This window comes from Arthrobacter sp. BK1 (genome assembly GCF_056680055.1).
In genome coordinates, this window is record NZ_CM155263.1 from 1,430,817 (window position 1) to 1,456,066 (window position 25,250).

Below are 25,250 nucleotides of genomic sequence, written 5' to 3' on the forward strand. Positions count from 1 at the left end.
GCATACGCCGGGCGCCGGCTCGGAGCCGTCAGATCATGTAGATGTCCACCACGTGATGGATGTAGTCGTTCTTGAGGACGACCTTCTTTTTCAGGATGACGGGCTCGCCGCCGGCAAGATCGATCGTGTAAAAGCTGGTCCCGAAGTAGGTGTCCGTTGTGTTGTAGCGGAAGTACAGGGTGAACCAGTTGAAGCGGACTTTCACCTGGTCGCCATCGCGTTCCATGATTTCGACGCCGGTGATGTTGTGCCCGGTACGGGGCTCCGGGAGTGACGTGGCCGAGGACCGGTCAGTCTTGATTCTGAACACGCGGTCCTCAATCCCGCCGCGGTTGTCGTAGTAGATGAGCGAGATCTCGTTCTGCGGATCCCCGGTCAGCCGGTCATCGACGTCCCAGGCGGGCATCCAGAACTCAGAGTCCGGGTGGTAGCACTGGAGCCACTCGTCGAACTGGCGGTCATCCAGAAGGCGGGCTTCCTTGTACAGGAAGGCACGGACAGTTTCGAGGGTCGCGATCTCTTCAGCGCTCTTGAGCGCCGGAGCGTCCTTTGTCAGGTTGGTCATGGCTAATGCACTCTCTCTGGTTCGAGGTGGTCCGGATCAGGCGGTGACGGGAACGGTGTCCAGGGCGGAAAGCTCCTGCTCCGCCAGGGCCCGGTCCATCACTTCCTTCCAGTACCCGTGCTGGATCGGGTAGAGCCCCTCATCCTCGGTGCGCACCCCGGAAGCGATGACCCTGGTCATCCCCAGTGCCTGGGCCTGCTCGTCAGGGCCCGCGATCTCATGGGTTGACCCGCGGGTCATGTCGTTCCAAGGCGCCGAGGTGGCCCAGTACGTTTTGTTGCAGGACCGGAACTCCTCGAGGTCGTCCGGTGTGGCCATGCCGGTGGCGTTGAAGAAGTCCTCATACTGGCGGATGCGTTTGGACCGGTTCTCCTGCGATTCGCCCTTGGGGGCGATGCAGTAGATGGTCACCTCGGTCTGGTCCGCGGAGATGGGACGGAAGTGGCGGATCTGCGAGGAGAACTGGTCCATGATGTAGACGTTCGGGTACAGGCAGAGGTTCCGGGAAATGTTGATCATGAAGTTGGCCATCTCCTCGCCATACTTGGCAACGAGCTCCTCGCGGCGGTCCCACAATGGGCGGTCCTCCGGGTTGGTCCATTCCTGCCACAGCAGCAGGTGTCCGTGGTCGTAGGAGTAGAAGCCGCCCTTGACCTTGCCCCATTTGCCGGCGTCCATGGCCTTGGTCTTGTTCGCGGAGTCGCCGGCGGTGCGGCGTGCAGTGGTAGCGGCGTAGTTCCAGTGCACTGCGGTGACGTGGTAACCGTCGGCGCCGTTTTCCGCCTGCACCTTCCAGTTGCCGTCGTAGGTGTAGGTGGACGCGCCGCGCAGCACCTCCAGTCCTTCCGGGGACTGGTCCACGATCGAGTCGATCACCTTGGTGGCGTCACCCAGGTGCTCTTCGAGCGGGAGAACGTCAGCCTTCAATGAGCCAAAGAGGAAGCCCCGGTACGACTCGAACCGGGCAACCCTGGTGAGGTCGTGGGAACCCTCTTTGTTGAAGGATTCCGGGTAGCCGGCGTTGCGGGAGTCTTTGACCTTCAGCAGTTCACCCGAGTTCTTGAACGTCCAGCCGTGGAACGGGCAGGTGAACGTGGTGCGGTTGTCCGTCTTACGGCGGCACAGCATCGCGCCGCGGTGCGAGCAGGCGTTGACGAGGCAGTTAAGGTTTTCGTCCTTGTCCCGGGTGATCATCACAGGAGTGCGGCCGATGTTGGTGGTGAAGTAGTCCCCCACATTGGGAATCTGGGATTCGTGGGCGAGGTAAACCCAGTTGCCCTCGAAGATGTGCTTCATCTCCAGTTCGAAGATCTCTTCATCTGTGAAAATCTCGCGCTTGGCCCGGATGACGCCGTTCTCACGGTCGTCGATCACGGCGTCGGCAAGGACCTCGCGGACATGGTTCATGTTCTCGGTCATGGCTGCTCCTTCATTGGAGAGTGCTGGGCGGATGGGCTGGTGGTCCGGGCAAGCGCGCGGTGCGCCAGGACGATTGTCAGCCAAGTCTTGCCTACCGTGACAGCTCTCACATCAGGCAAATACCTAGGTTCGACCAAGGGTGTCTTTATGTCTCCTTATTGACAGAAAACAGGCTAAATCGATATTTGTAGCGTCCTTATTTGAGATCTACGATGAACAGACATCACCCCCAATATTCAAAGAGGAGTTTGGACATCACCATGACCGAGACCCAGGCAGACACCCGCAAAGAAGACGAGGGCACTGCAGTCGAAGCCGGCTCCAAAGCCACTGAGCGCTTCACCACCTCCGGCAAGCTCTCGCACCTGGATGTGTCCAAGGAACGGGTGAGCCTGCTCGCCGGTGCGCTCATCAAGGCTGCCAACGACATCGTCGTGGAACACCAGGTCACCTACGAGGAGTACAACGCGCTCAAGGCCTGGCTCATCAAGGTAGGAACTGACGGGGAATGGCCGCTGTTCCTCGACGTGTGGCTGGAGCACACCGTGGAGGATGTCAACTCCCAGGACCGCCCCGGCACCGTGGGCACCATCGAGGGACCCTACTATGTGCCGGGCTCTCCGGTGCTGCAGACTCCGGGCACCGTCGAAATGCGTGAGGACGAGGAGGGCACCCCGCTGCACTTCAGCGGCCGCTTCACCGATACGGACGGAAACCCCATCCAGAACGCCCAGGTGGAGATCTGGCACGCCGACAGTGCCGGGTTCTACTCCCAGTACGCCCCTGGCCTGCCGGACTGGCTCTTCCGGGCGACGGTCAAGGCGGACGACGACGGCCGCTTCGTCATCAACACGATGCGCCCCGCGCCGTACCAGATCCCCACAGACGGGGCCTGCGGACAGCTGATCAACGCTGCAGGCTGGCACGCCTGGCGCCCGGCGCACATCCATATCAAGGTCTCCGCGCCGGGGTTCCAGCCGGTAACCCAGCAGCTCTACTTCCCGGGCGACCCGCACAACGCAGACGACATCGCCTCGGCGGTCAAGCCCGAGCTGATGCTCGACCCCAAGCCCCGCACCGACGGCGGGGCCGGCGAAGAAGTGGTCTACGACTACGTCCTCGCCAAGGAAGGCCAGCACAAGTAAGAACCACAGCTGGGAATCGTTGCCCGCGCCCCGGCCCGGTACCGAAGGCGCCCTGGAGTGCAAACTCCAGGGCGCCTATTATTTTGCCGCCGTTGCCAGGAGCCCGAATGCTGCCATCCCGCCAGGACCCACCTGCCATCCCCCGAGCTGGAACTGTTGCGGCTGATCCACCCCGGCCCCTGTTGGAACGGCCGGGTGTGCGGCCTGCAGGTGTCCGCCAGGTCCTCCGTGATCTGGGCCTGCCCTATGTTTCCAACGGTTTGATCGGCCTCATTTTCTCAGCCTCGGGCCCCATAGCCGTCACACTGGCCGTGGGAGCGGCGGGAGGACTCACCGAAGCCCAACTGGCGTCGTGGGTATTTGGCATCCTCTTTTCGGGCGGGGCAGCCACCCTACTCATGTCCCTTCTCTATAAACAGCCTTTGGGCTTCGCCTGGTCGATTCCCGGGACGGTGCTTCTGGGTCCGTCCCTTCAGCACCTCTCCTTTGCCGAAGTGGTGGGGGCCTTCTTCGCGTCCGGAATTCTGGTCCTCGCGTTGGGCGCCTCCGGAGTGGTGCGGCGGATCATGGAAGTGGTTCCGATGCCCATTGTCATGTCCATGGTGGCCGCTGTCTTCCTAAAATTCGGCACGGACATCGTTGTCTCCACACAGGCGAACCCCGTGGTGGCGGTCCCCATGGTGGCCGCATTCCTGATCCTGACGGCCATACCGGCCCTTGGCCGGTTCCTTCCACCGGTGCTGGGAACTCTTGTGGTTGGCTGCCTCGCCGTGGCGGCAAGTGGTCAATTCTCTTTCCAAGGGGGCGGGCCGATTCTGGCCACCCCGGTCTTCACCGTTCCCGAGTTCACCTGGGCCGCCCAGCTCGAGCTCGTTGTTCCCTTGGCCGTCACCGTGCTGTTCGTCCAGAATGGCCAAGGCATCGCGGTTCTCCGTGCCGCCGGCCACCATCCGCCGGTCAACGTTTTCGCCATCGCATCGGGCGCGTTTTCCTTGCTCAATGCATGCTGCGGTGCTGTCTCAGCATGCGTCACGGGCCCTACCAACGCCCTCATGACGTCCTCGGGAACACGGCAGCGCCAGTACACAGCTGCCGTGGTATTCGGCGTACTGGCGATGGCCTGCGCGTTGTTGGCTCCGGCGCTCACCCGGCTCATGCTCGCCACACCCCGGGAATTCATCCTTGCCCTGGGCGGCATTGCGATGCTGCGGGCACTCCAGCAGGCCTTTGTGACTGCGTTCGCCACAGCCTTCACGCTGGGGTCGCTGGTCACGTTCGTCGTGACCATCTCCGGCCTGAGTCTCTTCAACATCCACCCGGCGTTTTGGGGACTCGTCAGCGGCTACGTGGTGTCACGGCTGCTGGAGCGTGCTGACCATTCAAGGTCCTCACGCGACGACGACGAGCCGTACCCGCCACCGTGCGCCGCAGATGCTGATTGAGTCAAAGTGGAGTCTCTACAGGACGTCGTCTGCACACGCTGCCCTGTGGGGTAAACCGGGGTCAAAGCCGCAATCGGAGCCTCCTGTCAGATTCGAACTGACGACCCCCGCTTTAGATCTTGACGCCTGTCTGCAAGCCGGGACGGTGGCGCTTTGCCCGGAATCTAGAGGTTTCTGCGATCCACGACGACTGATGAATACTTGTCCTTTGTCGTTGATTGGGGTGAGTAAAAGGTGAGTCGGTGACAATTGCTGGCTGCTGTAGCGGCGTCCCCCTGCCCTTTGCGAAAAGTCCTCCTCTCAATTAGAGATTGTGACCCTCTTGTCCTTCATTGACAGATGTTCGCGCCAAGCGCATGACCGAAGGCAGACTCTTTCAGGAGCCAGACCGCCCCTGTCCCATGCCGCCCGTTCCGCGGTCAGAGAGGCGGCCATTTCGCCACGACGTCCCCCGAACAGGGCGATTCGCTTCTACCTAACGAAAGGTCCATTGTCGGCGTTTCAGAATGCGATCTCATCTTGAGCACGCCCATGACCACAACACGGCAAGAGCAGTACACGGCTCGGCGAAGTCCCGGCTGCGGGCCCGTTGAGCTTCGTTGCGGGGAGCATGAGCTGGATGCAGGCTGCACGGACCCGCTAGCCGACGCTATCGTTCAATCCCAGGCAGCACCATTGATGCGGAGCCTGGCAGGTTGAGGGATCTCCCCTATCGGCGCCTTGTGCAGCCGGAAGGGGCCGTTTGATACTGGCTGGGCGCGGCAGGGGCTTATCGCACCGAAATAGCATCCTACTGACTCACCTGTCCGAGCATGACGCGAAGAAGGACACCCATCTTGTTGATGGAATTACTAGTACCCCTCGGAGAGAGCTCTCGGCCGAAACCGAAGCTTCACGCAGGGAGGGTAGCGGACGCCCCGGCTCCCCGGGCTGTGGCATTGACTTGGTCAGGCCTGGGCGCAGTCACGTAGATCCAGCTCCACCGTAGTACCGAACGGGACGGATTCAGATAATGTCACTGTGAATGACCCGTGGTCGTGGCGAATAACGAGTATCCCCCTGACGGGAAACAACATTGCTCTTGCAATCGCACGCTCAACGGCTTGCTGGAGTGCAGCTTCCAGGTCGTGACGGTTTGCTACCGATACAAATTGGGAATACGGCTGGGTATTGGGGTAGATATCCAAGACCTGCAACCTTTCTAAAGGGACAAACCGCAGTTTCTAGGGACAGTTATGGAAGGTCAAACCCAGTGCCTACTGCTGCCGGATCAGGCACCTACCTCATTCGGTCATATTGATGGGCGGGTTAGTTGGCGGCGTGGACGAACGTTCCGATGAGCACCCCGAGGACTTGGCAGGATAAGGAGTGACGGGGATCCGGCTGCCTATCCAAGCTGTTTCGCGGCTAGGAATGTGGCTATGACCTCCTTGAGGTCGGCTAATTGCTCATAGGACATCGTCCAGACCCTACCTACGTCGGGTTCCTTGCGGAACGAGACTTTGACGTCGTCCGTCGAGAATATTTTGTTCGGATTGTCCTCGACGACGAAGTGGGAACAGTGCATCGCTTTGTTTTTCCTTGGAGAGATACGTCCAGCTTTACCAGCAAGCCGCGCGCAGGGTTCGGGATGTTTTCATGTGGGCTGCACCTGTCGACAGACCCAGCCCCAGAGGCCGGTTCTGCTATTCCGGCGCCTCGCCGTTAGGGACTTCGAGGCGGAGCGGACGACCGACCCTTTTGACTTAAGGTCCCGGCGTCACGCTGGGGCCGGATTCAGCTGCTCCAGCCTGGCTTGTGGGCTGTGGGGGCGAACCGCTGTAACACCTAAGGACGTCGGAAGATACCGCTGGCCAAACGCGTGTGGCCCAAGGCCCGAAATCGACGGTGGACAGCGCGGCGCATGCCACACCTGCCTCACGGTCGACCCAGAGGAAGCTGCCCGCCATGCCGAAGTGCCCGAAAGTGGCGGGAGAATTGTACGGACTCGTCCAGTGGGGTTCCTTGATGCCCCGCACCTCGGCACCCAGACCCCATGAGTTGTCATTTTGACGGCCAAACCCGGGCAGTATCCCGGCCAGCCCTTGGAAAGCAACCTCGGACAGCGCTTCCACCACGGAGCTGGGGAGCGTGCGAGGCTGCAAGAGCTCTTGGGAAAGTCGAGCGAGGTCGCCGATGGGTGCCAGGCCTCCTTTGGACGGGGGGCCCGCGAGCGATGTCTGGTGCATCCCGAGCGGCTGCAGGACCCGCTCGCTCATCTCAGTTTCAAAGGGCCTGTCGGTTTGGGCGCTGAGGTAGGCCGCGGCCAGGTCCATGCCCCGGTTCGAGTAGATCCTCTTGGCCCCGACGGCAGCCCGGACCTCATCCTCCTCGAATCCGAGACCTGAGGCATGGGCGAGAAGGTGGCGAAGTGTGGAGCCCGGGGGGCCGATCGGAGAGTCGAGCGAGACCTCTCCATGCTCTGCGACGACGAGGACGGTGAGGGCAGTGAGGAGTTTGGTCACCGAGGCCAGCCGATAGACTCCGCCATTGTCGTGGGAACCAAGGACCCCCTCCGCTCCCACGACGACAACAGATGGGGCGCCGGGCCATTGTGCGAGCTGGACCAGCACATCTGCGGCCAAGTCCGGAGGCTGGGTGGCGTGGTCGATCATGCTTCCTCTTTCGGTTCTGCGTTCGGCTTACCCCAGCGGGCAAGCAGGGGAGCGGTTGGTGCAAGCAGCACATGGTGGGGCGCCTGGCTGCGTAGGTGGATCTCCTGGTGCCTGTCCGCGGACTCGTCTAAGACCTCGTGTTCCTGCCCAGGCCCTTGAGTACGGCGGCGGGAGACTGATGCCGAGACGCCACTGCCGCAGGTCACCTCGAGCGGGCCTTTAAGTGCTGCACTCGGGGCTCCTGCGTTTCGAGCCGTTCGACCAGTTGAGCGATGCTGATGACCGGGAGTCCCTTCTTCCGGCCTAGCGCGAGCAATCCGGGGAGACGCATCATTTCCCCGTCGTCGGCGACGACTTCGGCGATCACGCCGACAGGCCGGATGCCGGCCATAGTGAGGAGGTCCACTGCAGCCTCTGTGTGGCCGGGTCGCTGTCGCACCCCTCCGTCTACCGCACGGAGAGGAAGGATATGGCCCGGCCGGATCAGATCGGTGGGAGCCGAGGACGGGTCGGCGAGGACGCGCAGGGTCCGAGCCCTGTCTTTGGCGCTGATCCCTGTCGTCACCTGATCTGCGGCGTCCACGGTGATGGTGTAGGCGGTACGCAGGGAGTCCTTGTTGTCCTGCGTCATTAGCGGCAGCTCAAGCGTGTCCGCGATGTCATTTGGCATCGGGGCGCAAACGAAACCGCTCGACACCTTGATGATCCATGCGAGCCACTCTGCCGTGGCATGTTCGGCCGCCATGACGATGTCTCCCTCGTTTTCCCGGTCCTCGTCATCAACGACGATGACGGCGCCCCCGCTACGCAGTGCTTCCGCCGCCTCATTGATATCTGCCAACATGGTGTCCGTTCCTTTCTCTCATCGCGTTTGCAGCTCCTTCTTGGCGATGGCGGTGGCCCAGAGCCGGCCGGCCCGGTAGGAGGAGCGGACCAGCGGGCCACTCATGACGCCCAGGAAGCCCAGCTCTGTGGCTTCGTTCTGGAGGTCCACGAATTCCTGGGGTTTGACCCACCGGTCCACCGGAAGGTGCCGTTCGGACGGGCGCAGGTACTGGGTGATGGTGATCAGGTCACACCCTGCCTCGTGCAGGTCCCGCAACGCCTCGGAGATCTCCTCACGGGTCTCGCCCATGCCCAGGATCAGGTTCGACTTGGTCACCATCCCCAGCTTCCGGCCCTGCGTGATGACATCCAGGGACCGGTCATACCGGAACGCGGGCCGGCTCCGCTTGAAAATCCGGGGCACGGTCTCGACGTTGTGCGCGAAGACCTCCGGCTTCGAATCACAGATCGCCGCGATGTGCTCGGGCTTGCCGGAGAAGTCAGGGATCAACAGTTCCACGCCGGTGCCCGGGTTCAGCTCGTGGATCTTCCGGACCGTCTCGGCATACAGCCACACACCCTCATCCGCCAGGTCATCCCGGGCCACACCCGTCACCGTGGCGTAGCGCAGCTGCATCGCCTGGACGGACCGGGCCACCTTGGTGGGTTCAAACATGTCCACCGGGGAGGGCTTGCCCGTATCGATCTGGCAGAAATCACAGCGGCGGGTGCATTCGGAACCGCCGATGAGGAACGTGGCTTCCTTGTCCTCCCAGCACTCGAAGATGTTGGGGCAGCCGGCCTCCTCACACACCGTGTGCAGGCCTTCCTTCTTGACCAGGTTCTTGAGCTGGACAAACTCCGGGCCCATCTGGACCTTGGCCTTCATCCACTCCGGCTTGCGCTCCACGGGCACCTCGGCGTTGCGGGCCTCGACGCGCAACAGGCGCCGTCCTTCTGGTGCGAGCGTCACAGCAGGACCCCCGCATTTACCGTGTCGAGGCTGTGGCGTTCAGCGAGCAGCGACAATGCTGCCTCTGCCTCATGCTGCGCCTGGTGGGCGTCCCAGCCGAGATGGGGCGCCAGGTGCAAGGCGACCTCGTGGGCAAGTTCGGCGGTGACCAGGCCACGGAACGCCAGGCTGGTCCGGCGGATCAGGACATCGGCGACGTGGGCCACGTGCTCGTGCTCAGCCATCCAGGCCAGCTCACGCACGCTCAGCCCGGCAGTACTCCGCAGCGGGGCGTCCTCTCCTTGGGCCAGGTACGCCAGGACATCCTCCGCACGGGTGCCATAGCGGGCGAGCAGGGTCCGGACCCGCTGGCGCTCCGCCCCCGGCCCAGTGCGGCCCGTGATCCAGGCCTGGACGCCCGCCTCATCAACGGGGTAGCCCCGTCCTCCCCCGATCGGAAGGTCCGCGGTATTCACGGCGCGGCCGCGCCCCAGCAAGCCCAGGACCTCGTTGGCCACATGCTCGGACAATGCCCGGAAGGTGGTCCACTTCCCGCCGACCACGCTCAGCACCGGCCGGTCGGTGCCCGGGACCACTGAGCGTTCGATGCGGTAGTCCCGGGACACGAAACCCGGGGCCGTCTCATCATGGCGCGGCAGGGGCCGGACACCGGAGAACGTGTACACGATGTCCTTCCGGGCCACCGCGACAGTGGGGAACACGTGGTGGATGAGATCGAAGAAATACTGGATTTCAGCGTCCGTGCACACGGGCTCGAGGTCCTCCCCCGCGTCTACATCCGTCGTGCCCACCAGCACGCGGTCGCCCATGGGGTAGATGAGGACAATCCGTCCGTCGCTGTGCTCGAAGAAGATCTCCCTGCCGGCGGTGGCGGCCAGAAGCCCGGGGTGGTCCAGGACGATGTGCGAGCCTTTGGTCCCGCCCATGAACCGCGACGGCGATCCCAGGGCGCCGTTCGTGTTGTCCACCCAGGCGCCGGTCATGTTCACCACGACGTCGGCCTCGAAGGTGAATTCCTCACCGGTGAGCTCGTCACGGAGCCGGGCGCCGCCGTCGTCCGTCCCTACGAGGGACACGTAGTTGGCAGCGCGCGCATGGGACCCCGCCTCAAGCCCGTCCCGGAGCGCGTCCAGGGTGAGCCGCTCGGGATCATGCACCGAAGCGTCAAAGTACGTGGCCGTGTACTTTACGTCCGCCCGCAGGGCCGGCAACTCTGCCAAGGACCGCTTGCGTCCGAGGAACCGGTGCCTCGGCACCGTCCCGCCGCGGCGGGAGAACGCGTCATACAGGCTCAAGCCCACCTTCACCAGGAGCGCCCCACGTTCCTGGGGCTTGCCCGACCGGTGGGTGATGAAGCGCAGCGGGGCGTTTAACAGCCCTGAGAACGTCGAGAACACCGGGATGGTGGTCTGCAGCGGCTTGACGTAGTGCGGTGCGATGCGCAGCAGCCGGTTCCTCTCGACGACCGACTCGTGCACGAGTCGGAATTCCCCGTTCTCGAGGTACCGGATTCCGCCGTGGATCATGTGGGATGAGGCTCCGGAGGCACCCTGGCAGAAATCGCCCCTCTCCACGAGCGCTACCTCGACGCCCTGGAGCGCAAGGTCACGGAAGGTGCCCACGCCGTTGATGCCGCCCCCCACGATGAGGACGCGCGCCCGGGGATGGTCCTTGAGGGCTTGGATAGTGGACCGGGCGGACTGGTTAGACACGGGAGGCTCCTGACAGGGTGTTGGACGAGTGGTGGTTGGCGCGCGCCGCGCTGCGCGCCGGGGATGGGAATTGGAAGGGCGTGGCACTGGAATGCAGCAACGGCAGGAGTGTGTCCACCAGGGCTTCGGAGACGTCTTCGACGGTGGCGCCCGGTGCAGCGTCCGCGACGCAGCCCACGGATTCCGGGCGGAAGTCGAGGCCCATGAGCGCGTACGCCTCGGCCAGGGCCGCCCGCGCCTGCGCGGCCTCCTCGACCATGACGACGGCGCTGAACAGGTACCCGTGCCTGGTGAGGCGCTGCCCTGTCCCCACCAGCTTGGCGCGGCCGGAATCGTTGACGCTGAATTCGCCGGTGCAGTATTCGCCGGGCACGGCACCGACGCGCGCGTCGACGCCGAGCCCCTGCAGGGCCAGGGCGGCCCCTTCGCCGAAGGCCTCGAAGCGCTCACGGATCGAGGACCGGGCGTCGGGGTGCGGTGCCCAGAGGTGGACCACCAGGTCACCGGGGCCGTACACCGCGAGGTGTCCCCCGACGGGCCTGATGATCGGCGCATAGCCGCGTCCGGCCAGGACCGCGAGGGCCTCCTGGTAGCCGGGGCGGAGGGAATCACGGCGGCTGAAGGCTGCCGTGGCAAGCGGCCGGGAGAGGTTCAGCTCTCCGCCGGCCGCGCCGGGAAGCGCGGCAAGGTGGTCCGCGATGAATTCCATGTCCTCGCCGCCGGGGCGCGGCCGCCGGTCACGGACAACGCGCACGACGCCGGCGCCGAAGGGCGGGTGCGCGCCCGTCACGGTGTTCCGGAGCCGGGATTGCGCCCCGTCACGCTCCGCACGGCGTCGCACCATCCGGCGTAAAGCCCCTCGCGCCGGTCGCCCGCCATCGCGGGTTCGAACACCCGGTCGAGCTGCCACCCGGTCTCGAGGGCGTCCCGGCTCCAGAGGCCGACCCCCATGCCCGCGAGGTGCGCGACGCCCAGCGCCGTCCGCTCAAGCTCGGTGGGGCGGAGCACCGGGATGCCCAGGATGTCCGCTTGGAACTGGCACAGGAGGTCGCTGCGCGCCGCGCCGCCGTCCACCTTGAGCTCGGGAACCGGGTTCCCGCCGGCGACGAGCACGTCAATGTTGTCCCGCGTCTGGTAAGCCATGGCCTCGATCCCGGCGCGCACGATGTGCTCGGCGCCGGTCTCCAGCGTGAGTCCGACAATGCTGGCCGTGCTGTCCCGCGACCAGTGCGGCGCGCACAGGCCGGCGAAGGCGGGCACGATATAGACACCCCTGGTGTCCGGCACCCGGCGCCCGAGTTCCTCGAAGTCGGTCTCGGCGGTGATGATGCCCAGGCGCTCCCGCATCCACTGCAGCGTCTGGCCGCAGTGGAACACGACACCCTCTACCTCATAGGCGGTGGTCCCTCCCGCCGTCCAGCCCACGCTGGCGGTGAGCCCGTCCAGGATGGCGGGCGTCGGGCCGCTGTTGGCGGTGAGCACACCCGCGGTACCGTAGGTGTTCTTCACCGATCCGGTGGCGAAACACGCCTGGCCGAACATGCCGGCCTGCTGGTCGCCCATGATCGCCATGACGGGCACGCTGGACGCCCCTGGCAGTCCGACGTCGGCGGGGCGCATATCGCCGAAGTGCGAATCGGACGGCAGCGCCGGGGGCAGCAGGCGTGCGGGGATTCCGCAGGCCTCGATGAGCTTCTCGTCCCAGTCTCGGGTCTCGAGGGAGAAGAGCGCTGTCCGGGACGCCTCGCTGTGGTCCGTGAAGTGCGAGCGGCCGCCGGTCAGCTGCCACAGCAGCCAGGTGTCCACCGTGCCGGCAGCGAGTTCCCCCCGCTCGGCGCGTTCCCGGACGCCGGGGACGTTCTCAAGCACCCACGCGAGCTTGGAGGCGCTGAAGAAGGAGTCGTTGAAAAGTCCGGTCCGCTGCCGGAACTCGTCGTCGAGACCGTCCGTGCTCCAGCGCTGCACGATCGTATCCGTCTGCTTGGACATCCACATGATCGCGTTGTGGACGGGCTCGCCGGTCCGCCGGTCCCAGAGCAGGCAGGACTCCCGGTGCGTTGTGATGCCAACCGCGGCGAGGTCGTCGGTGGTCGCGCCAACCTTGGCCATGACGGCCTGCATGCTCTGCCGCTGGGCCTCCCACAGCGCCATGGGATCGAGCTCCACCCACCGCGGCTTCGGGAAGAGCGGGGTCACGGGATGTCGGGCCTCCGCCACAATCTTTCCCTCGAGGGAGACCAGGACCGCACGGGCACTGGTCGATCCTTCGTCGAGTGCCAGGACGTACCGCGGGCTCACGGCGTGGAGCCCTCGACTGCGGGCCGTTCCTGCGCGGCACGGGAGGGAACGGCGAGCCGTTCGAGCCACTCGCGGTAGCCACGGACTTCCGCTGCCTGGCGGGCCTCGTCCCAGCCCACCTCGGCGCCCATGACGGCGGCAGCCCGCTCGGCGACGTCGAGGCCATGCCCGGGCTCGAACGCCAGGAGCATGCGGCGGGCGAGGACGTCCGTGAGCGTCTTTGCGAACTCATGCCGTACCGCGAGGAGGATCTCGACTTCGAGTGCACCCGTCGCGGGATCGAGGACGGAAAAGCCGCCGCCAGCCCGGCCCGCCTGGGCTACGACGTCGAGTGCCCGGATCCCGTAGAGGGCCAGAAGCCGCTCGACCGTCACGTCGGCGAGGCCTTCGGCGCGGAGCGCCACCCGGGCCTCCTCGAAGTCCCCGGCCGCACCGGGGAGGGGAAGGCTCGCCGTGACACACTTCGGGCTTCTGCGCCCGAGCCGCTTGAAGGCATCGTCCACCGCGTCCTCAGCAAGCTGCCGGTAGGTGGTGAGCTTCCCGCCCACCACGGTGATGAGGCCGGGGAGGTCCGGGGCGTGGTCGTGGAGGACATGGCTCCGGGGGATCTCCCACTCTTCGACATCCGGTGCGTACGGCAGCGGGCGGACGCCCGAGTAGGTGAAGAGGACGTCGTTTGACGTGAGGTTCGCGCTGGGAATGAGTTCGTTCACCTCGCCGAGCAGGTAGTCCATCTCGTCGGCGTCGCAGCGCGCCTCGCCGGGATCGGCGTCGAAACGGAGGTCCGTGGTTCCGATGAGGTACCGGCCCATCCACGGAATCACGAGGACAAGGCGGCCATCGGTCTTGGACTCGTAGTAGACGACGTCGTCCGGGGCGCCGGGGAAGGAGTCCACGACCAGATGGCTGCCCTTCGTGCCCCCGTTGAGGCGGGGCTGGTCCGGCGCACCCCGCCGGAAGATCCGGTCGATCCAGGGGCCTGCGACATTAAGGACGATCGGCGCACGGACCTCATGCATCTCATCGGTCAGGGTGTCCCGGTAGCGCACCCCGACGACCCGACCTCCCTCGAGGATGGGCTCTTCGACCCGCGACTTCGTCCGGATCACTGCCCCGGCGCCCGCAGCCGCGACGGCGACTTCGGTGCAGAGGCGCTCCGCGTATTCGACCTGGCCGTCCGTGAAGACCACCGCCCCGCGAAGACCTTCGGGGGATATGCCCGGGAATCGGCGGAGGATCGCGGTGCGGTTCAGGACTTCGTGGCCCTGGGTCTTCTTGTCGAAGGACAGTGCGTCATAGAGGAACATGCCGATTCTGATGAGCCAGGCAGGACGGCGGCTGTGCGAGCTCAGTGGCATGATGAGCCGCAACGGCTTGACGAGGTGGGGGGCCAGGCGGAAGAGGAGCTCCCGTTCCCGGAGCGATTCGCGCACAAGCGCGAAGTCGCGGTGCTCGAGGTAGCGGAGCCCGCCGTGGACCAGCCGCCCCGACCACGCAGAGACTCCGCTGCAGATGTCGTCCTGCTCGAGCAAAACCACCCGCAGGCCCCTGACGGCGGCGTCACGGGCGATCCCCAAGCCGTTGATGCCTGCCCCGACGACTACGATGTCGAACGGACTGCTGAACTCCTCCATAGCGCTTCCCTTCCGGCCCCACGAGCAATAGAATAAATATTTATAGGCTGCATTTCCATCTACAAGTGTTATGTGCCCCGGGTCACGTGTCAAGGGGCCCTAAAATAGGCCAGGAAACAAAAGGAGTCTGATGACCGACGTCGACGCGCAGCGGCTGATGATCAAGGTGGCGCGCCTTTACCATACCCACGAGATGCGCCAGACCGACATCGCCAAGCGGCTGCAGATTTCACAGTCCCGCGTCTCGAGGCTGCTGGCCCAGGCCGAGGAGGCCTCGATTGTACGGACCGTAGTGGCGGTGCCGCCGCACGTCCACGCGGAGCTTGAAGAACGCGTGGAGGCACTTTACGGACTCAGTGAGGTCCACATCATCGACGCCGTCAGCGATAACGAGGAAGAGCTGGGCAAGGACCTGGCGCACACGATGGCCTCGCTCCTGCAGGACGTGGCCTTCGAGGTGCGCACGATCGCGTTGACCTCCTGGAGCAAGACGATGCGGATGATGATCGACACCATGCTGCCCATGCGCACCCGGTGCAAGCACGTCATCGAAACACTGGGCGACCTCGGCCCGCCCCCGCTCCAGCACGCCACGGCCCGGTCCACCCAGCAGTTCGCCGCCCTCACCGGGGCGCAGCCCGTTTTCCTCCGGACCCCCGGCGTTGCAGCAAGCCCGGAGATGAAGGAACTCCTGCTGAGCGGCGATCCGCACGCGCGGGAGGCGCTGCAGATGCTCGACTCGGTGGACCTGGCGCTGGTGGGTATCGGCGCCGACGAGATCGATCCGGACCTGCGCCCCGGCGACAACTTCTTCACGGACGCGCAGTTCGCCCGCGTGCGTGAACTCGGAGCGGTAGGGGAAGTCTGCCTGCATTTCCTGGACGCTGACGGGAATCCGATCGACTCGGAACTCGAGGACCTGGTGGTCGGCATCACCCGGGAGCAGCTGCGCAACGCGCGGCACCGGTGGGCCGTTGCCGGCGGCGCCCGCAAGCACCGGGCCATCAGGGCAGCGGCGGCCGGCGGGTGGGTGGACACGCTCGTCACCGACGTCAGGACCGCCCAGTTCCTGGTCGATTCCGCTCCATCCTCACCCCGGACACAAGGGGACCCGGCAAGGCGTCCCAGCCGCCGTCGTACGCCCGCAGCGAAGGGCTGACCCGGGGTCAGCGCCAGGCACCTATTGACAATGGTGTGATGTACGTCCCATGATCGATGGCATATTCATTAGAAGTGCGCATAACGATTCACACCCCCGGCGGATGACTGCCAGTGGATCGGCGCCACTCCATCTGCCAGGAGGTACTGTGCCCACCGCCCTTGACAAATACGCCGACATGAAGCCCACATGGGACTATCCGGTGGTGATCGAGTCCCACATCAACGGGATCCGAACGAAGGAGATGAACCCGAACACGCCCATCTCCTACGAGGAGATCGCGGAGGACGCGATCAGGTGCTGGGAAGCGGGCGCAGGTGCAATCCACGCGCACAACACAAGCTTCGACCTCCTCGGGGAGAACGCCTACAAGGACTACATGCGCACGTGGGACCGGGTCCTCGAGAAGCACCCGGACATCACGTGGTACCCCACCACCTGCAACAACCTCCGGCTGCTGCCTCATGAAAACGGGCTCGAGCACGTGCCGCACCTGTACGAGGGCGGCAATGTGCGGATCGGCTGCGTCGACACCGGCCTGACGCTTTTCGCCGTCGAGGAGGACGCGGAAGGCTACCTCTCCGGACCGGAGTTCGGGTTCAACTACCAGCGCGTGGCAAGCCAGGTCAAAATGTTCCGCGAAAGGGACCTGGCCATGGTGTTCGGCATATACGAGCCAGGCCACCTGCGCCACGCCATGCACTACGTCAACCGGGGCCTCTCGACGCAGGGCTCCATGTGGGACTTCTACCTCATCGGCGACTACGGGCTCACTGCCATGGACCCGATCGGCACAAACGGCATGAAACCCAGCCTTGAAAGCCTCTACTACTACCTCTCCATGATCGAGGAAGCAAAGGTCAAGCACCCCTGGTACATCTCGGTTTGGGGGCAGGGCGCCCTCGACGACACCGCCATCCTCCGCCGGGCCATCGAGCTCGGCGGCCACATCAAGACCGGCCTCGAGCTCTTCTATGATCCCGCCCGCAATCCCACCAACCTCGAACTCCTGCAGCAGGCCCAGGAGATCGCGCGGGAGGTAGGCCGGCCGATAGCGACCCATGAAGAAGCGCGGGCCCTGTACAACATCACCTGAGCACTGAAACCGAACCACCCACTTCACAAGGAGGCGCAATGGCTGCGCAGAACGAAGGCGAGATCACGCCCTTCACCATCTCGATCCCGGATGAGGACATCAAGGATATGAACGAGCGGCTTCGCCGCACGAGGTATCCGGTGGACTTCGCCAACGATGACTGGCGGTACGGATACAACACCGACTACCACAAGCAGCTCATCGAGTACTGGATCGACGAGTACGACTGGCGGGACGTCGAGCGGCGCATGAACGAGCTGCCGCACTTCAAGACGGAGCTCATGGGGGTCCCGCTGCATTTCATCCATGTTAAGGGCAAGGGGCCGAACCCCATGCCCCTGCTCATCCATCACGGCTGGCCCTGGACCTTCTGGGACCTGCGCAAGGTGATCGGCCCGCTGTCCGACCCGGCGAGCTACGGAGGAGACCCGGCAGACTCCTTCGACGTCGTCCTCATCTCCCTCCCGGGGTACGGCTTCTCCTCGCCGCTGACCGAACCGGGCTGGAACTGGTGGCGGACCGCGGACCTGGAGAACGCCCTCATGAAGGACGTCCTGGGCTATGAGAAGTACGCGACGGCCGGCGGTGACTGGGGCGCCCTCATCGCCCAGCAGCACGGCCACAAGTACGAGCAGGACGTCTATGGCGTCTACACGCACTTCCCGGCCCAGATGAGCCACTATCTCGCCGAGCACCCCGACGCCCCTCCGGGCGTGAAGTACGACCCCTTTCTCGGGCTCCCCGACGAGAGCGAGTACAACGAGGCCGAAGAGAAGGGCTGGTTCGAACGCGGCAAGCTCTTCGTCCAGAAGGAGAGCGGCTACGGCGAGATCCAGCTGACAAAGCCCCAGACCCTGGCCGCGCTCGTCGCGGACTCCCCTGCAGCACAGCTGGCCTGGATCACCGAGAAGCGGTACTTCTGGGGCCTCGAGGAACGGGGCACGGGGACCGAGGCCTTTGAACGGGTGTGGCCGAGGGAAGACCTCGTCACGACAGCTGCGGTGTACTTCCTCACCAACACCGGGGGCACGTCCTCGCGCTACTACTGGGAATGCCGGGGGAATCCCTGGAAGCCCTCGCACGACAGGTTCCCCGTCGTGGGCGCGCCCACTGCGGTGGGCATCTATCCCGGTGAAATCTACAAGCCGCCGCGGACCTGGACGGAAAAATACTTCAACCTCCAGCAGTACCGCGTACATGACGAGGGCGGCCACTTCGCCCCGCTCGAGGTGCCGGACACGTATGTGGACGACGTGAGGACGTTCTTCCGCACTTTCCGCTGACCTCCGCCTGACCAGCTGTGGGGAGCCTGTCGAGCAGGCTCCCCACAGTCTTTTAAGCCTCATTCCGCGAGCCTCTTGACAGGCTGCTGTGAGATGAAGCACACTCTAAGAATGCTAATGCAGTGGCTGAATAAATATCTTCCTCGAAACTGCACTCGCTTCTGGTCGTCTCTCACAAAGGAGTCTTTGATGCACCTCAAAAAACCCGTTCGGCGCCGCATTGCGGCATTCGGGCTCGTGGCCGGCCTTCTGGCCACCACCGCCTGCTCGTCGACCGCTGCCAGCTCCCAGCAGCCGATTGACAAGAAGGACATCGTCCTCGTTGCATCCGTCATCAACACCACCAACCCCTATATGGCCTCCATGATCGAGGGCGCCAAGGCACTGTCCAAGAAGCTCGATGTGCCCCTTGAGATCGTCGACTCCGAGGGCAGCTCGCAGACCGAGATCTCCAAGATCCAGGCCATCCTTGCCCAGGGCAAGAAGGTGGCGCTGATGGTCAACACCGTCGCAAGCTCGGATGCTCCGCCCATCATCAACGCCGTGAAGGCCGCAGGCGGTTACGCGACAGTCTGGTGGAACAAGCCGGACAATTTCGAGCCGTGGGACCAGGGCGATAACTTCGTCGCCTTCCAGAAGCACTCCGGGGTCGAGAGCGGCCAGTGCACGGCCAAGGCGCTCGCCGACAGCATCGGCGGCAAGGGCAACGTCGTGGCACTCGCGGGCGTGCTCGACAGCACCACCAGCCAGACCCGCGTGGCCGGCCTGAAGGACGCGCTCAAGGCCTACCCGGACGTGAACCTGCTCGACACGCGCCCGGCCAACTGGGACCCGCAGCTCGGCCTCAAGGAGACCCAGAACCTCCTCGCCAAACACGGAGACAAGATCGACGGCATCTGGGCCGCCGACGACGGCATGATCATCGGCGCCGTGCAGGCCGTGAAGGATGCGGGCCGGATCAACGACGTCAAGTTCGCCTCGGACGGCCTCTACCCGCCGGTCATCGACATGATGAAGCAGAACATGGGCGGCGGCGCGATCGCCGGCGAGACCTTCCACCGTGGATTCATGGCCGCCGCGATCGGCCTCTACACCTCCTACCTGGCAGCCACTGGCGAGATCAAACCCTCTGAGCTGCCCAAGGAGAAGCGCAACAGCCTGTTCAAGCTGAGCTGCGTCACCCCGGACAAGCTCTCCGAATTTACGAAGTTCGACGGCGACATCGACGGGTGGATGGACACGCTCATCGAGAAGGGCCCCTGGGACACCGAGCCCGTCCCGCTGGTCTCGGGCGGCCCGGAGAAACTGCCCTGACGGATCGCAACCGCAGGGCGGCTCCGGGCACCGCGCAGGCGGGCTCGGAGCCGCCCCATCCACAGTAACCACGACAGGTGAGAGTAATGATAGACAAGGACACCGGGACCGGCCTCCTCGAGGCGGCGCCCGCCCCATCACAGCCACCCCTCCGGACAGGCCGCCGGTTCCAGGTCAAGAACCTCGGCGAAGTGCTTGCCCTGCTCGGACTGATCGCCGTCTTCACTGCACTGAACCCCGCGACGTTCCTGACGCCGGAGAACCTGCGGACCATCCTGGACCACGCGTCCCTTCCGCTGATCCTCGGCGTCGGCGCCACCCTGGTCATCCTGACCGGTTCAATTGACCTCTCCATCGAGGGTGTGATGGGCGCGGCAGGCATGACCTTCGTCCTCATGACGGCCAACAGCCGCGGGAGTGCTGACCTGGGCCCGTGGGCCATTGTTGCGGCGCTCGCGGTCGGCGTGGGCCTGGGGCTGATGAGCGGCCTCGTCCACACGCGCCTCAAGGTGCCCTCCTTCATCGTCACGCTCGGCGTCTGGTTCGTGGGCCTCGGGATCGCCACCGTACTCTTCGGCGACCAGGCCATCCCCTTCCTGCCCGACGGCGGCATCAAGGCCTGGCCCTCGACCCTCACCTTCGGGTTGCCTAACTCCTTCCTGCTCGCCGCCGCGTTCGTCCTGGCCGGGATGTTCGTGGCCCGCTTCACGAGGCTCGGGCGCTTCGCCTACGCGATCGGTGACAGCGAAGAGATCTCAAAGGGCAACGGCATTCCGGTGCTCCGGTACAAGCTCTACGTGTTCGTTGTCGCCGGCGCGTGCAGCGCGGCCGCCGGCGTGTTGGCGGCCCTCAAGCTCGGCGCAGGCTCGGCCACCATCGGCGTGGGTACGCTCTTCCTGACCATCGCGGCCGTGGTGATCGGCGGCACCTCCCTGGGAGGCGGTAAGGGCGGTATCCTCCGCACCGCGATCGGTGTGCTCATGCTGACCGTCCTCAACAACGGGCTCATCCTCAGCGGAGTCAGCCCGAACATCCAATCCGCGGTCTCCGGAACCGTCCTGATCGCGGCTGTCCTCGTGGCTACCTGGCCGCACCGCAGCAGACTGAGGATCGTAAAATGACGAACGCTTCCCTGGCGCCCCGCACCGGCGTCGCCCCCCCTGCACTTAAGCTGACCAACATCTCGAAATCCTTCGGCGCGACCCACGCGGTCAAGAATGTCTCCCTCGAGGTCCCGCGCCACGAGGTGGTCGGGCTGATCGGTGAAAACGGCGCCGGCAAATCGACCCTGCTGAAGATCCTCACCGGGCTGTACCAGCCGGACTCCGGAGTCATCGAGGCAGACGGCCAGCCCGTGAAGTTCCGCAGGCCTCAGGACGCCGTTGCCGCGGGCATCGGCGTGGTGCACCAGGAGCAGTCGCTCCTGTCCAACCTGTCCGTTGCGGAGAACATCGCAATGAATGCCCTGTCCTCCAAGGACGCGGCCACCCGCTACGGGTTCTACCGCTGGAAGCGGCTGAACCAGGAGGCAGCCGCTATCCTCGCCCGCGTGGGCTCCACGATCGACCCGAGGACCAAGGTCAGCGACCTCTCGTTCGTGGACCGCCAGATGGTCGAAATCGCCCGCGCACTGCGGGTGGACGAGGCCATCCACGCAACACCGCTGGTGATTCTCGACGAGCCGACCTCCGTGCTGGAGCGCAACGAAACGGCAATCCTAGAGCGTGAGATCCGTTCACTGCGGGAAATCGGCTCGGTACTGTTCGTTTCCCACCGGCTCGACGAAGTCCTCCGGATCTGCGACCGCGTAGTGGTCATGCGGCACGGCGAAGTTGTGGCAGACGTGCGGCGGGAGGAAGTCACCGAAGAGGAACTCTTCCGCCTCATGATCGGCCAGGAATCACGGGCGCGGGTGCGCAAGGGCGGAAGCGCCGTGGGCGCCGTGGCCGCCGTCGAAGCAAAAGGGCTGGGCAGGAAAGGGCACTTCAAGGACGTTTCGTTCGCTGTCTCCTCGGGGCGGTCCCTCGCCATCGTGGGCGCCATGGGTTCCGGCCGCGAATCCGTCTGCCGTGCGGTCTTCGGAGCCGAGCCTATGGACTCCGGCACCCTCGAGGTGGGAGGCCGTTCCGTCCAAGGCTGGTCGATGCGCCGCGCCGTCCGGCACGGACTGGCCTACATCCCCTCCGAACGGAAGGTGGAAGGCATTGTCGGCGGGCTGAGCGCTGCCGAGAACCTCACCCTCGTACATCCCCGGGAGGCAGCCAAGGGCCCGATCCTTCGGCGCAAGGCCCGCATGAAGGCAGCCGAGGAATGGTTCGAACGCCTTGACGTCCGGCCCCGGGATCCCCGCCTGCCCCTTGGGCGCTTCTCCGGCGGCAACCAACAAAAGGTGGTCATGGCCAAGTGGCTGCGCGCTGAGGAGCTCAGCGTCCTGATCCTTGATCACCCGCTCCGCGGCCTCGACCCGGGAGCATCACAAACGGTGAACGACCAGATCCGTGCCGCCCAGGAGAATGGCGCTGCTGTGATCCTGCTGCCCGACACGCTCGAGGAGGCCCTCGAGATGGCGGACGAGATCATCGTGATGCGCGACGGCGAAATCACCGCCCGCTTCGATCTCTCCGTTGACAGCCCGACGTCTCTCGACCTGCTTGAAAAGATGGTGTGAATCCCATGTCAAAGAAAGCTCTTCTCGAGCAGCCGGCCACGGTGCCGGCAGCCGCCGACGGCAAGACGATGTCCGTGCGCCGGCCGCCACGGAATCTGTGGTTCAGCATCGGGCCGTTCGCGGTGTTCCTTGCCCTGTTCGCCCTCGTGGCCATCCTCCGGCCGGCGTTCCTGACCGGCGGCGGCATGGCAATCCTTGCCGTTCAGGCCGCGACCATCCTCTTGGTCGCGCTAGGACATGCCATGGTGCTCCACGTGGGTTCGATCGACCTGTCCAATGCAGCGATCGTGATATTCGCGGCGATCATCCTCGCCCAGACTCTTGGACCACTCGGTCCCGCGGCGCCCGTGGTCACCCTCGGCCTGGTTACGCTCATCGGAGCCGCCAACGGTTTCCTGGTTGCGTTCGGCCAGATCCCGTCCTTCGCCCTGACGCTCGGCACGCTCGGCATCCTGCAGGCAGCTTCACTGGTGATCAGCGATGCGACCACCGTGTATGCCACGGCGAACAGCCAGCTGCTCGCTCCCCTGTTTGGGACCGCGTTCGCCGGCCTGCCGTTGGCCTTCTGGGTCGGTGTGGTCCTGGCGGTGGGCCTGTGGGCCTTCCTCCGGTTCACCCGCCCGGGCGAGGGCATGACCGCGGTGGGACTCAACGAGACAGGTGCGCTGTTCTCGGGCCTGCAGACCCGATGGCTCAAGGTCCTCGCTTTCGCCCTCTCCGGCCTTATGGCTGGCGTCGCCGGGGTCCTCGTCATTGCGCAGGCCGGGGCGGCGTCGTCCTTCGGCCTGGGAAGTGACCTGCTGCTGCCGGGCATCGCCGCCGCCATCGTTGGCGGAACGGCCATCACCGGTGGCATTACGAACCCGATCAACATCGTCTTCGGCGCCCTGACCGTCGCGCTCGTGCCGATTGGTGCGGCCGCCGTCGGCGTTACACCACAGGCGCAGAGCCTGGTCTACGGCCTGGTTATCATCGCCGCTGTAGCACTTACTATGGGCCGAGGCCACAACGAAGTGGTCAAATAGCACTGCCTACCACCACACACGTCATGTTCCCGTCCTCCGCAACGCCGCGGGGACTCCCATACCCTTCCCGAAAGGTACCCACCCCATGTCAGTCCTGAAAGCACTCCAACCGCAGGAGGTGTTCTCCTTCTTCGAGACCCTCGCCGGCATCCCGCGCGGCTCGGGCAACGAGAAAGAGGTCGCCGACTGGGTCGTCGGCTTCGCCCGGGACCGCGGCCTGGAAGCCACCCAAGACGACCTGCATTGCGTCCTGGTCCGCAAGCCCGGCCAGCTCGGGCTGGAGGACGCACCGCCGCTCATCCTCCACGGGCACCTCGACATGGTGTGCGAGAAGGAAGACGGCGTGGTGCACGACTTCGAGCGGGACCCGATCGAGCTCCTCATCGACGGTGACTTCGTCACGGCCAACGGCACCTCCCTGGGCGCCGACAACGGCATCGGCGTCTCCTACATCCTGGCCCTCCTTGACTCCACCGACATCCCGCATCCTCCCCTCGAAGCGGTCCTGACCGCGATGGAGGAAAAGGGGAAGGTCGGAGCCGCCGGGTTCGACACCTCGAAGCTGTCAGGCAAGCGCATGATCGACTTCAACTGGATCACCGATAAGGAGATCCTCGCCGGCTGCAGCGGCGACATAACCTTCACGGTGGACATCCCCGCCGAGTGGGAACCGGCTCCCAGGACGCATTCGGAGGCACTGCTGCTCAAGGTCCGCGGCCTGTCCGGCGGCCATTGCGAGTTCGACATCCACCTTGAGCGCGCCAACGCCGTCCTGGTCCTCGCCCGGGCACTCAACACCGTGCTCGCCAAGTACGACGTGCGGATCTCTGAGCCGCATGGCGGTGCCCAGAACAACGCCATCCCGGCGGACGCCCAGAGCACCCTGCTCGTGCGGCCCGAGGACACGGACGGCGTGCGCAAGGTGATCTTCGAGCTCGAGGGTGAGCTGCAGAACGAGTACCGGAAGGCTGAACCCGGGCTGCGCCTCGAACTGGCGGCTGCCGAGGCCCCCGACCGGGTCTTCTCCCCCGAGGCCGGCGCCCGCTTTGCCCGCCTGACCGCGCTTGTCCCCAACGGCGTCCTCAGCTGGAGCCTCACCGTTCCGGGCATTGTGGAAAGCTCGAACAACCTCGGCACCGTGCGCACCACACCCGAGGGAGCCAGGCTCATGGCCACGATTACCGCCGCCGTCACATCCCGCAAGCACGAGATCCTGGACCGTGTCCGCGCGCTGGCCGCACTGGCAGGCGGCGGGGTCACCGTAGAAGAGTACGGGCTGGACGCGGCCGAATTCCCGTACCGGCCCGATTCGCCGCTGCTGAAGACGGCACGTGAGGCATTCAGTGACGTCATGGGCCACGACGCCGACGTTCACGTCTCCCAGTGCAGCCTCGAACTGGGCATGTTCAGCCAGAAGATCCCCGGGCTGGACATCATCTCCATCGGCACAGAGCTGCATGACCTCCATTCGCCCAAGGAGACCGTCAACCACACCTCAGTGACCCGTGTATGGCCCCTGGTAAAGGAAGTCGTCTCCCGCCTTAGCTGAACACGCACCGCCTCCCCGCAACCAGGGAACCCCCGGCCGTGACGGCCGGGGGTTCCCTCATGTCTAAAGGCAACGCCGTTACTTAGCACAGCTGTGTGATTCTTTCGGCATGGCGCGTAGTGGATGGGTGATTCCGGAGGGTCCCGAGCGGTTGAGTGATGGCTTTGGCGTTGTTCTCAAACGGTTCACCGACATCGTCCTGCGCTCCAAAACACCGGACGGGGTGCTGCAGGAAATCTACGGCCACCTCTGCGCGCACTACGCGATCCGGTCCCTCATCGGCGCCGTCGCCGCAGAATTCGACGAAGACCCCCCTGCAGTTCTCCTTCACACCCGCCCTCCGGGCCGCGCGGCGATCCCTCGCCGCGCGCCCGGCTTTTTCCCCCTCACAAACTGACTGAAGCCGTCAAACGCAAAATGTCCCACTGGCCACTCAAACGAACACCAAAAAACACAAAGTAAACGGCATTGTGCCTAAAGAGTCTGCAT

The 25,250-nt window shown here is 64.9% G+C and carries 18 protein-coding genes and 2 pseudogenes; 11 read left to right on the plus strand and 9 right to left on the minus strand.

What is annotated here, in order from left to right:
* Positions 1-28: 28 nt before the first annotated feature.
* The gene (benB, locus tag AC1MCA_RS06320) at positions 29-565 is read right to left on the minus strand and encodes a benzoate 1,2-dioxygenase small subunit (RefSeq protein WP_479802006.1); all 537 of its coding nucleotides are present in this window, start codon (positions 563-565) and stop codon (positions 29-31) included.
* 36 nt (positions 566-601) lie between these two features.
* On the minus strand, positions 602-1,984 hold the full coding sequence (gene benA / locus AC1MCA_RS06325) for a benzoate 1,2-dioxygenase large subunit (protein WP_479802008.1): 1,383 nt from the start codon (positions 1,982-1,984) through the stop codon (positions 602-604).
* Positions 1,985-2,244: 260 nt separating this feature from the next.
* On the opposite strand from benA, the gene catA reads away from it, so the two are divergent.
* Complete coding sequence (gene catA / locus AC1MCA_RS06330) at positions 2,245-3,129, plus strand: catechol 1,2-dioxygenase (protein WP_479802010.1); 885 nt, start codon at positions 2,245-2,247, stop codon at positions 3,127-3,129.
* 197 nt (positions 3,130-3,326) lie between these two features.
* On the plus strand, positions 3,327-4,571 hold the full coding sequence (locus AC1MCA_RS06335; RefSeq protein ID WP_479802013.1) for a benzoate/H(+) symporter BenE family transporter: 1,245 nt from the start codon (positions 3,327-3,329) through the stop codon (positions 4,569-4,571).
* Positions 4,572-6,316: 1,745 nt separating this feature from the next.
* Here the strand turns inward: AC1MCA_RS06335 and AC1MCA_RS06340 are convergent.
* The 7 genes and pseudogenes from AC1MCA_RS06340 to glpD form a co-directional block, all read right to left on the minus strand.
* A complete protein-coding gene (locus tag AC1MCA_RS06340; protein WP_479802015.1) occupies positions 6,317-7,225 on the minus strand; it encodes a serine hydrolase domain-containing protein in 909 nt (302 codons plus the stop codon).
* 238 nt (positions 7,226-7,463) lie between these two features.
* Positions 7,464-8,069 (minus strand): annotated as a pseudogene (gene ribB, locus AC1MCA_RS06345) (3,4-dihydroxy-2-butanone-4-phosphate synthase); the annotation flags it as partial.
* A gap of 18 nt (positions 8,070-8,087) precedes the next feature.
* Positions 8,088-9,023 (minus strand): lipoyl synthase, encoded by a 936-nt coding sequence (lipA, locus tag AC1MCA_RS06350; protein ID WP_479802017.1) that lies wholly within the window; start codon positions 9,021-9,023, stop codon positions 8,088-8,090.
* On the minus strand, positions 9,020-10,735 hold the full coding sequence (locus AC1MCA_RS06355) for a glycerol-3-phosphate dehydrogenase/oxidase (RefSeq protein ID WP_479802019.1): 1,716 nt from the start codon (positions 10,733-10,735) through the stop codon (positions 9,020-9,022). The genes lipA and AC1MCA_RS06355 overlap by 4 nt, the downstream gene beginning before the upstream one ends.
* The gene (locus AC1MCA_RS06360) at positions 10,728-11,525 is read right to left on the minus strand and encodes a lipoyl protein ligase domain-containing protein (protein ID WP_479802021.1); all 798 of its coding nucleotides are present in this window, start codon (positions 11,523-11,525) and stop codon (positions 10,728-10,730) included. Before AC1MCA_RS06360 ends, AC1MCA_RS06355 begins: the two co-directional genes overlap by 8 nt.
* A complete protein-coding gene (locus AC1MCA_RS06365; protein ID WP_479802023.1) occupies positions 11,522-13,033 on the minus strand; it encodes an FGGY family carbohydrate kinase in 1,512 nt (503 codons plus the stop codon). Before AC1MCA_RS06365 ends, AC1MCA_RS06360 begins: the two co-directional genes overlap by 4 nt.
* The gene (gene glpD, locus AC1MCA_RS06370; protein WP_479802027.1) at positions 13,030-14,667 is read right to left on the minus strand and encodes a glycerol-3-phosphate dehydrogenase; all 1,638 of its coding nucleotides are present in this window, start codon (positions 14,665-14,667) and stop codon (positions 13,030-13,032) included. Before glpD ends, AC1MCA_RS06365 begins: the two co-directional genes overlap by 4 nt.
* Positions 14,668-14,797: 130 nt before the next feature.
* On the opposite strand from glpD, the gene AC1MCA_RS06375 reads away from it, so the two are divergent.
* The 9 genes and pseudogenes from AC1MCA_RS06375 to AC1MCA_RS06415 form a co-directional block, all read left to right on the plus strand.
* A complete protein-coding gene (locus tag AC1MCA_RS06375; protein WP_479802029.1) occupies positions 14,798-15,826 on the plus strand; it encodes a sugar-binding transcriptional regulator in 1,029 nt (342 codons plus the stop codon).
* 148 nt (positions 15,827-15,974) lie between these two features.
* Positions 15,975-16,922 carry a beta-keto acid cleavage family enzyme gene (locus tag AC1MCA_RS06380; protein ID WP_479802032.1) on the plus strand — a complete coding sequence of 316 codons (948 nt, stop codon included), beginning with the start codon at positions 15,975-15,977 and terminating at the stop codon, positions 16,920-16,922.
* Between the two features lie 38 nt (positions 16,923-16,960).
* The gene (locus tag AC1MCA_RS06385) at positions 16,961-18,205 is read left to right on the plus strand and encodes an epoxide hydrolase family protein (RefSeq protein ID WP_479802034.1); all 1,245 of its coding nucleotides are present in this window, start codon (positions 16,961-16,963) and stop codon (positions 18,203-18,205) included.
* Positions 18,206-18,394: 189 nt separating this feature from the next.
* Positions 18,395-19,519 (plus strand): sugar ABC transporter substrate-binding protein, encoded by a 1,125-nt coding sequence (locus AC1MCA_RS06390; RefSeq protein WP_479802036.1) that lies wholly within the window; start codon positions 18,395-18,397, stop codon positions 19,517-19,519.
* Positions 19,520-19,605: 86 nt separating this feature from the next.
* The gene (locus AC1MCA_RS06395; protein ID WP_479803301.1) at positions 19,606-20,640 is read left to right on the plus strand and encodes an ABC transporter permease; all 1,035 of its coding nucleotides are present in this window, start codon (positions 19,606-19,608) and stop codon (positions 20,638-20,640) included.
* Positions 20,637-22,187: a sugar ABC transporter ATP-binding protein gene (locus AC1MCA_RS06400; protein ID WP_479802038.1), complete on the plus strand. Its 1,551-nt coding sequence runs from the start codon at positions 20,637-20,639 to the stop codon at positions 22,185-22,187. The genes AC1MCA_RS06395 and AC1MCA_RS06400 overlap by 4 nt, the downstream gene beginning before the upstream one ends.
* 5 nt (positions 22,188-22,192) lie before the next feature.
* Positions 22,193-23,212 carry an ABC transporter permease gene (locus AC1MCA_RS06405; RefSeq protein ID WP_479802040.1) on the plus strand — a complete coding sequence of 340 codons (1,020 nt, stop codon included), beginning with the start codon at positions 22,193-22,195 and terminating at the stop codon, positions 23,210-23,212.
* Positions 23,213-23,297: 85 nt separating this feature from the next.
* A complete protein-coding gene (gene pepD, locus AC1MCA_RS06410; RefSeq protein WP_479802043.1) occupies positions 23,298-24,761 on the plus strand; it encodes a beta-Ala-His dipeptidase in 1,464 nt (487 codons plus the stop codon).
* Positions 24,762-24,951: 190 nt separating this feature from the next.
* Positions 24,952-25,162 (plus strand): annotated as a pseudogene (locus AC1MCA_RS06415) (IS4 family transposase); the annotation flags it as partial.
* Positions 25,163-25,250 lie beyond the last annotated feature (88 nt).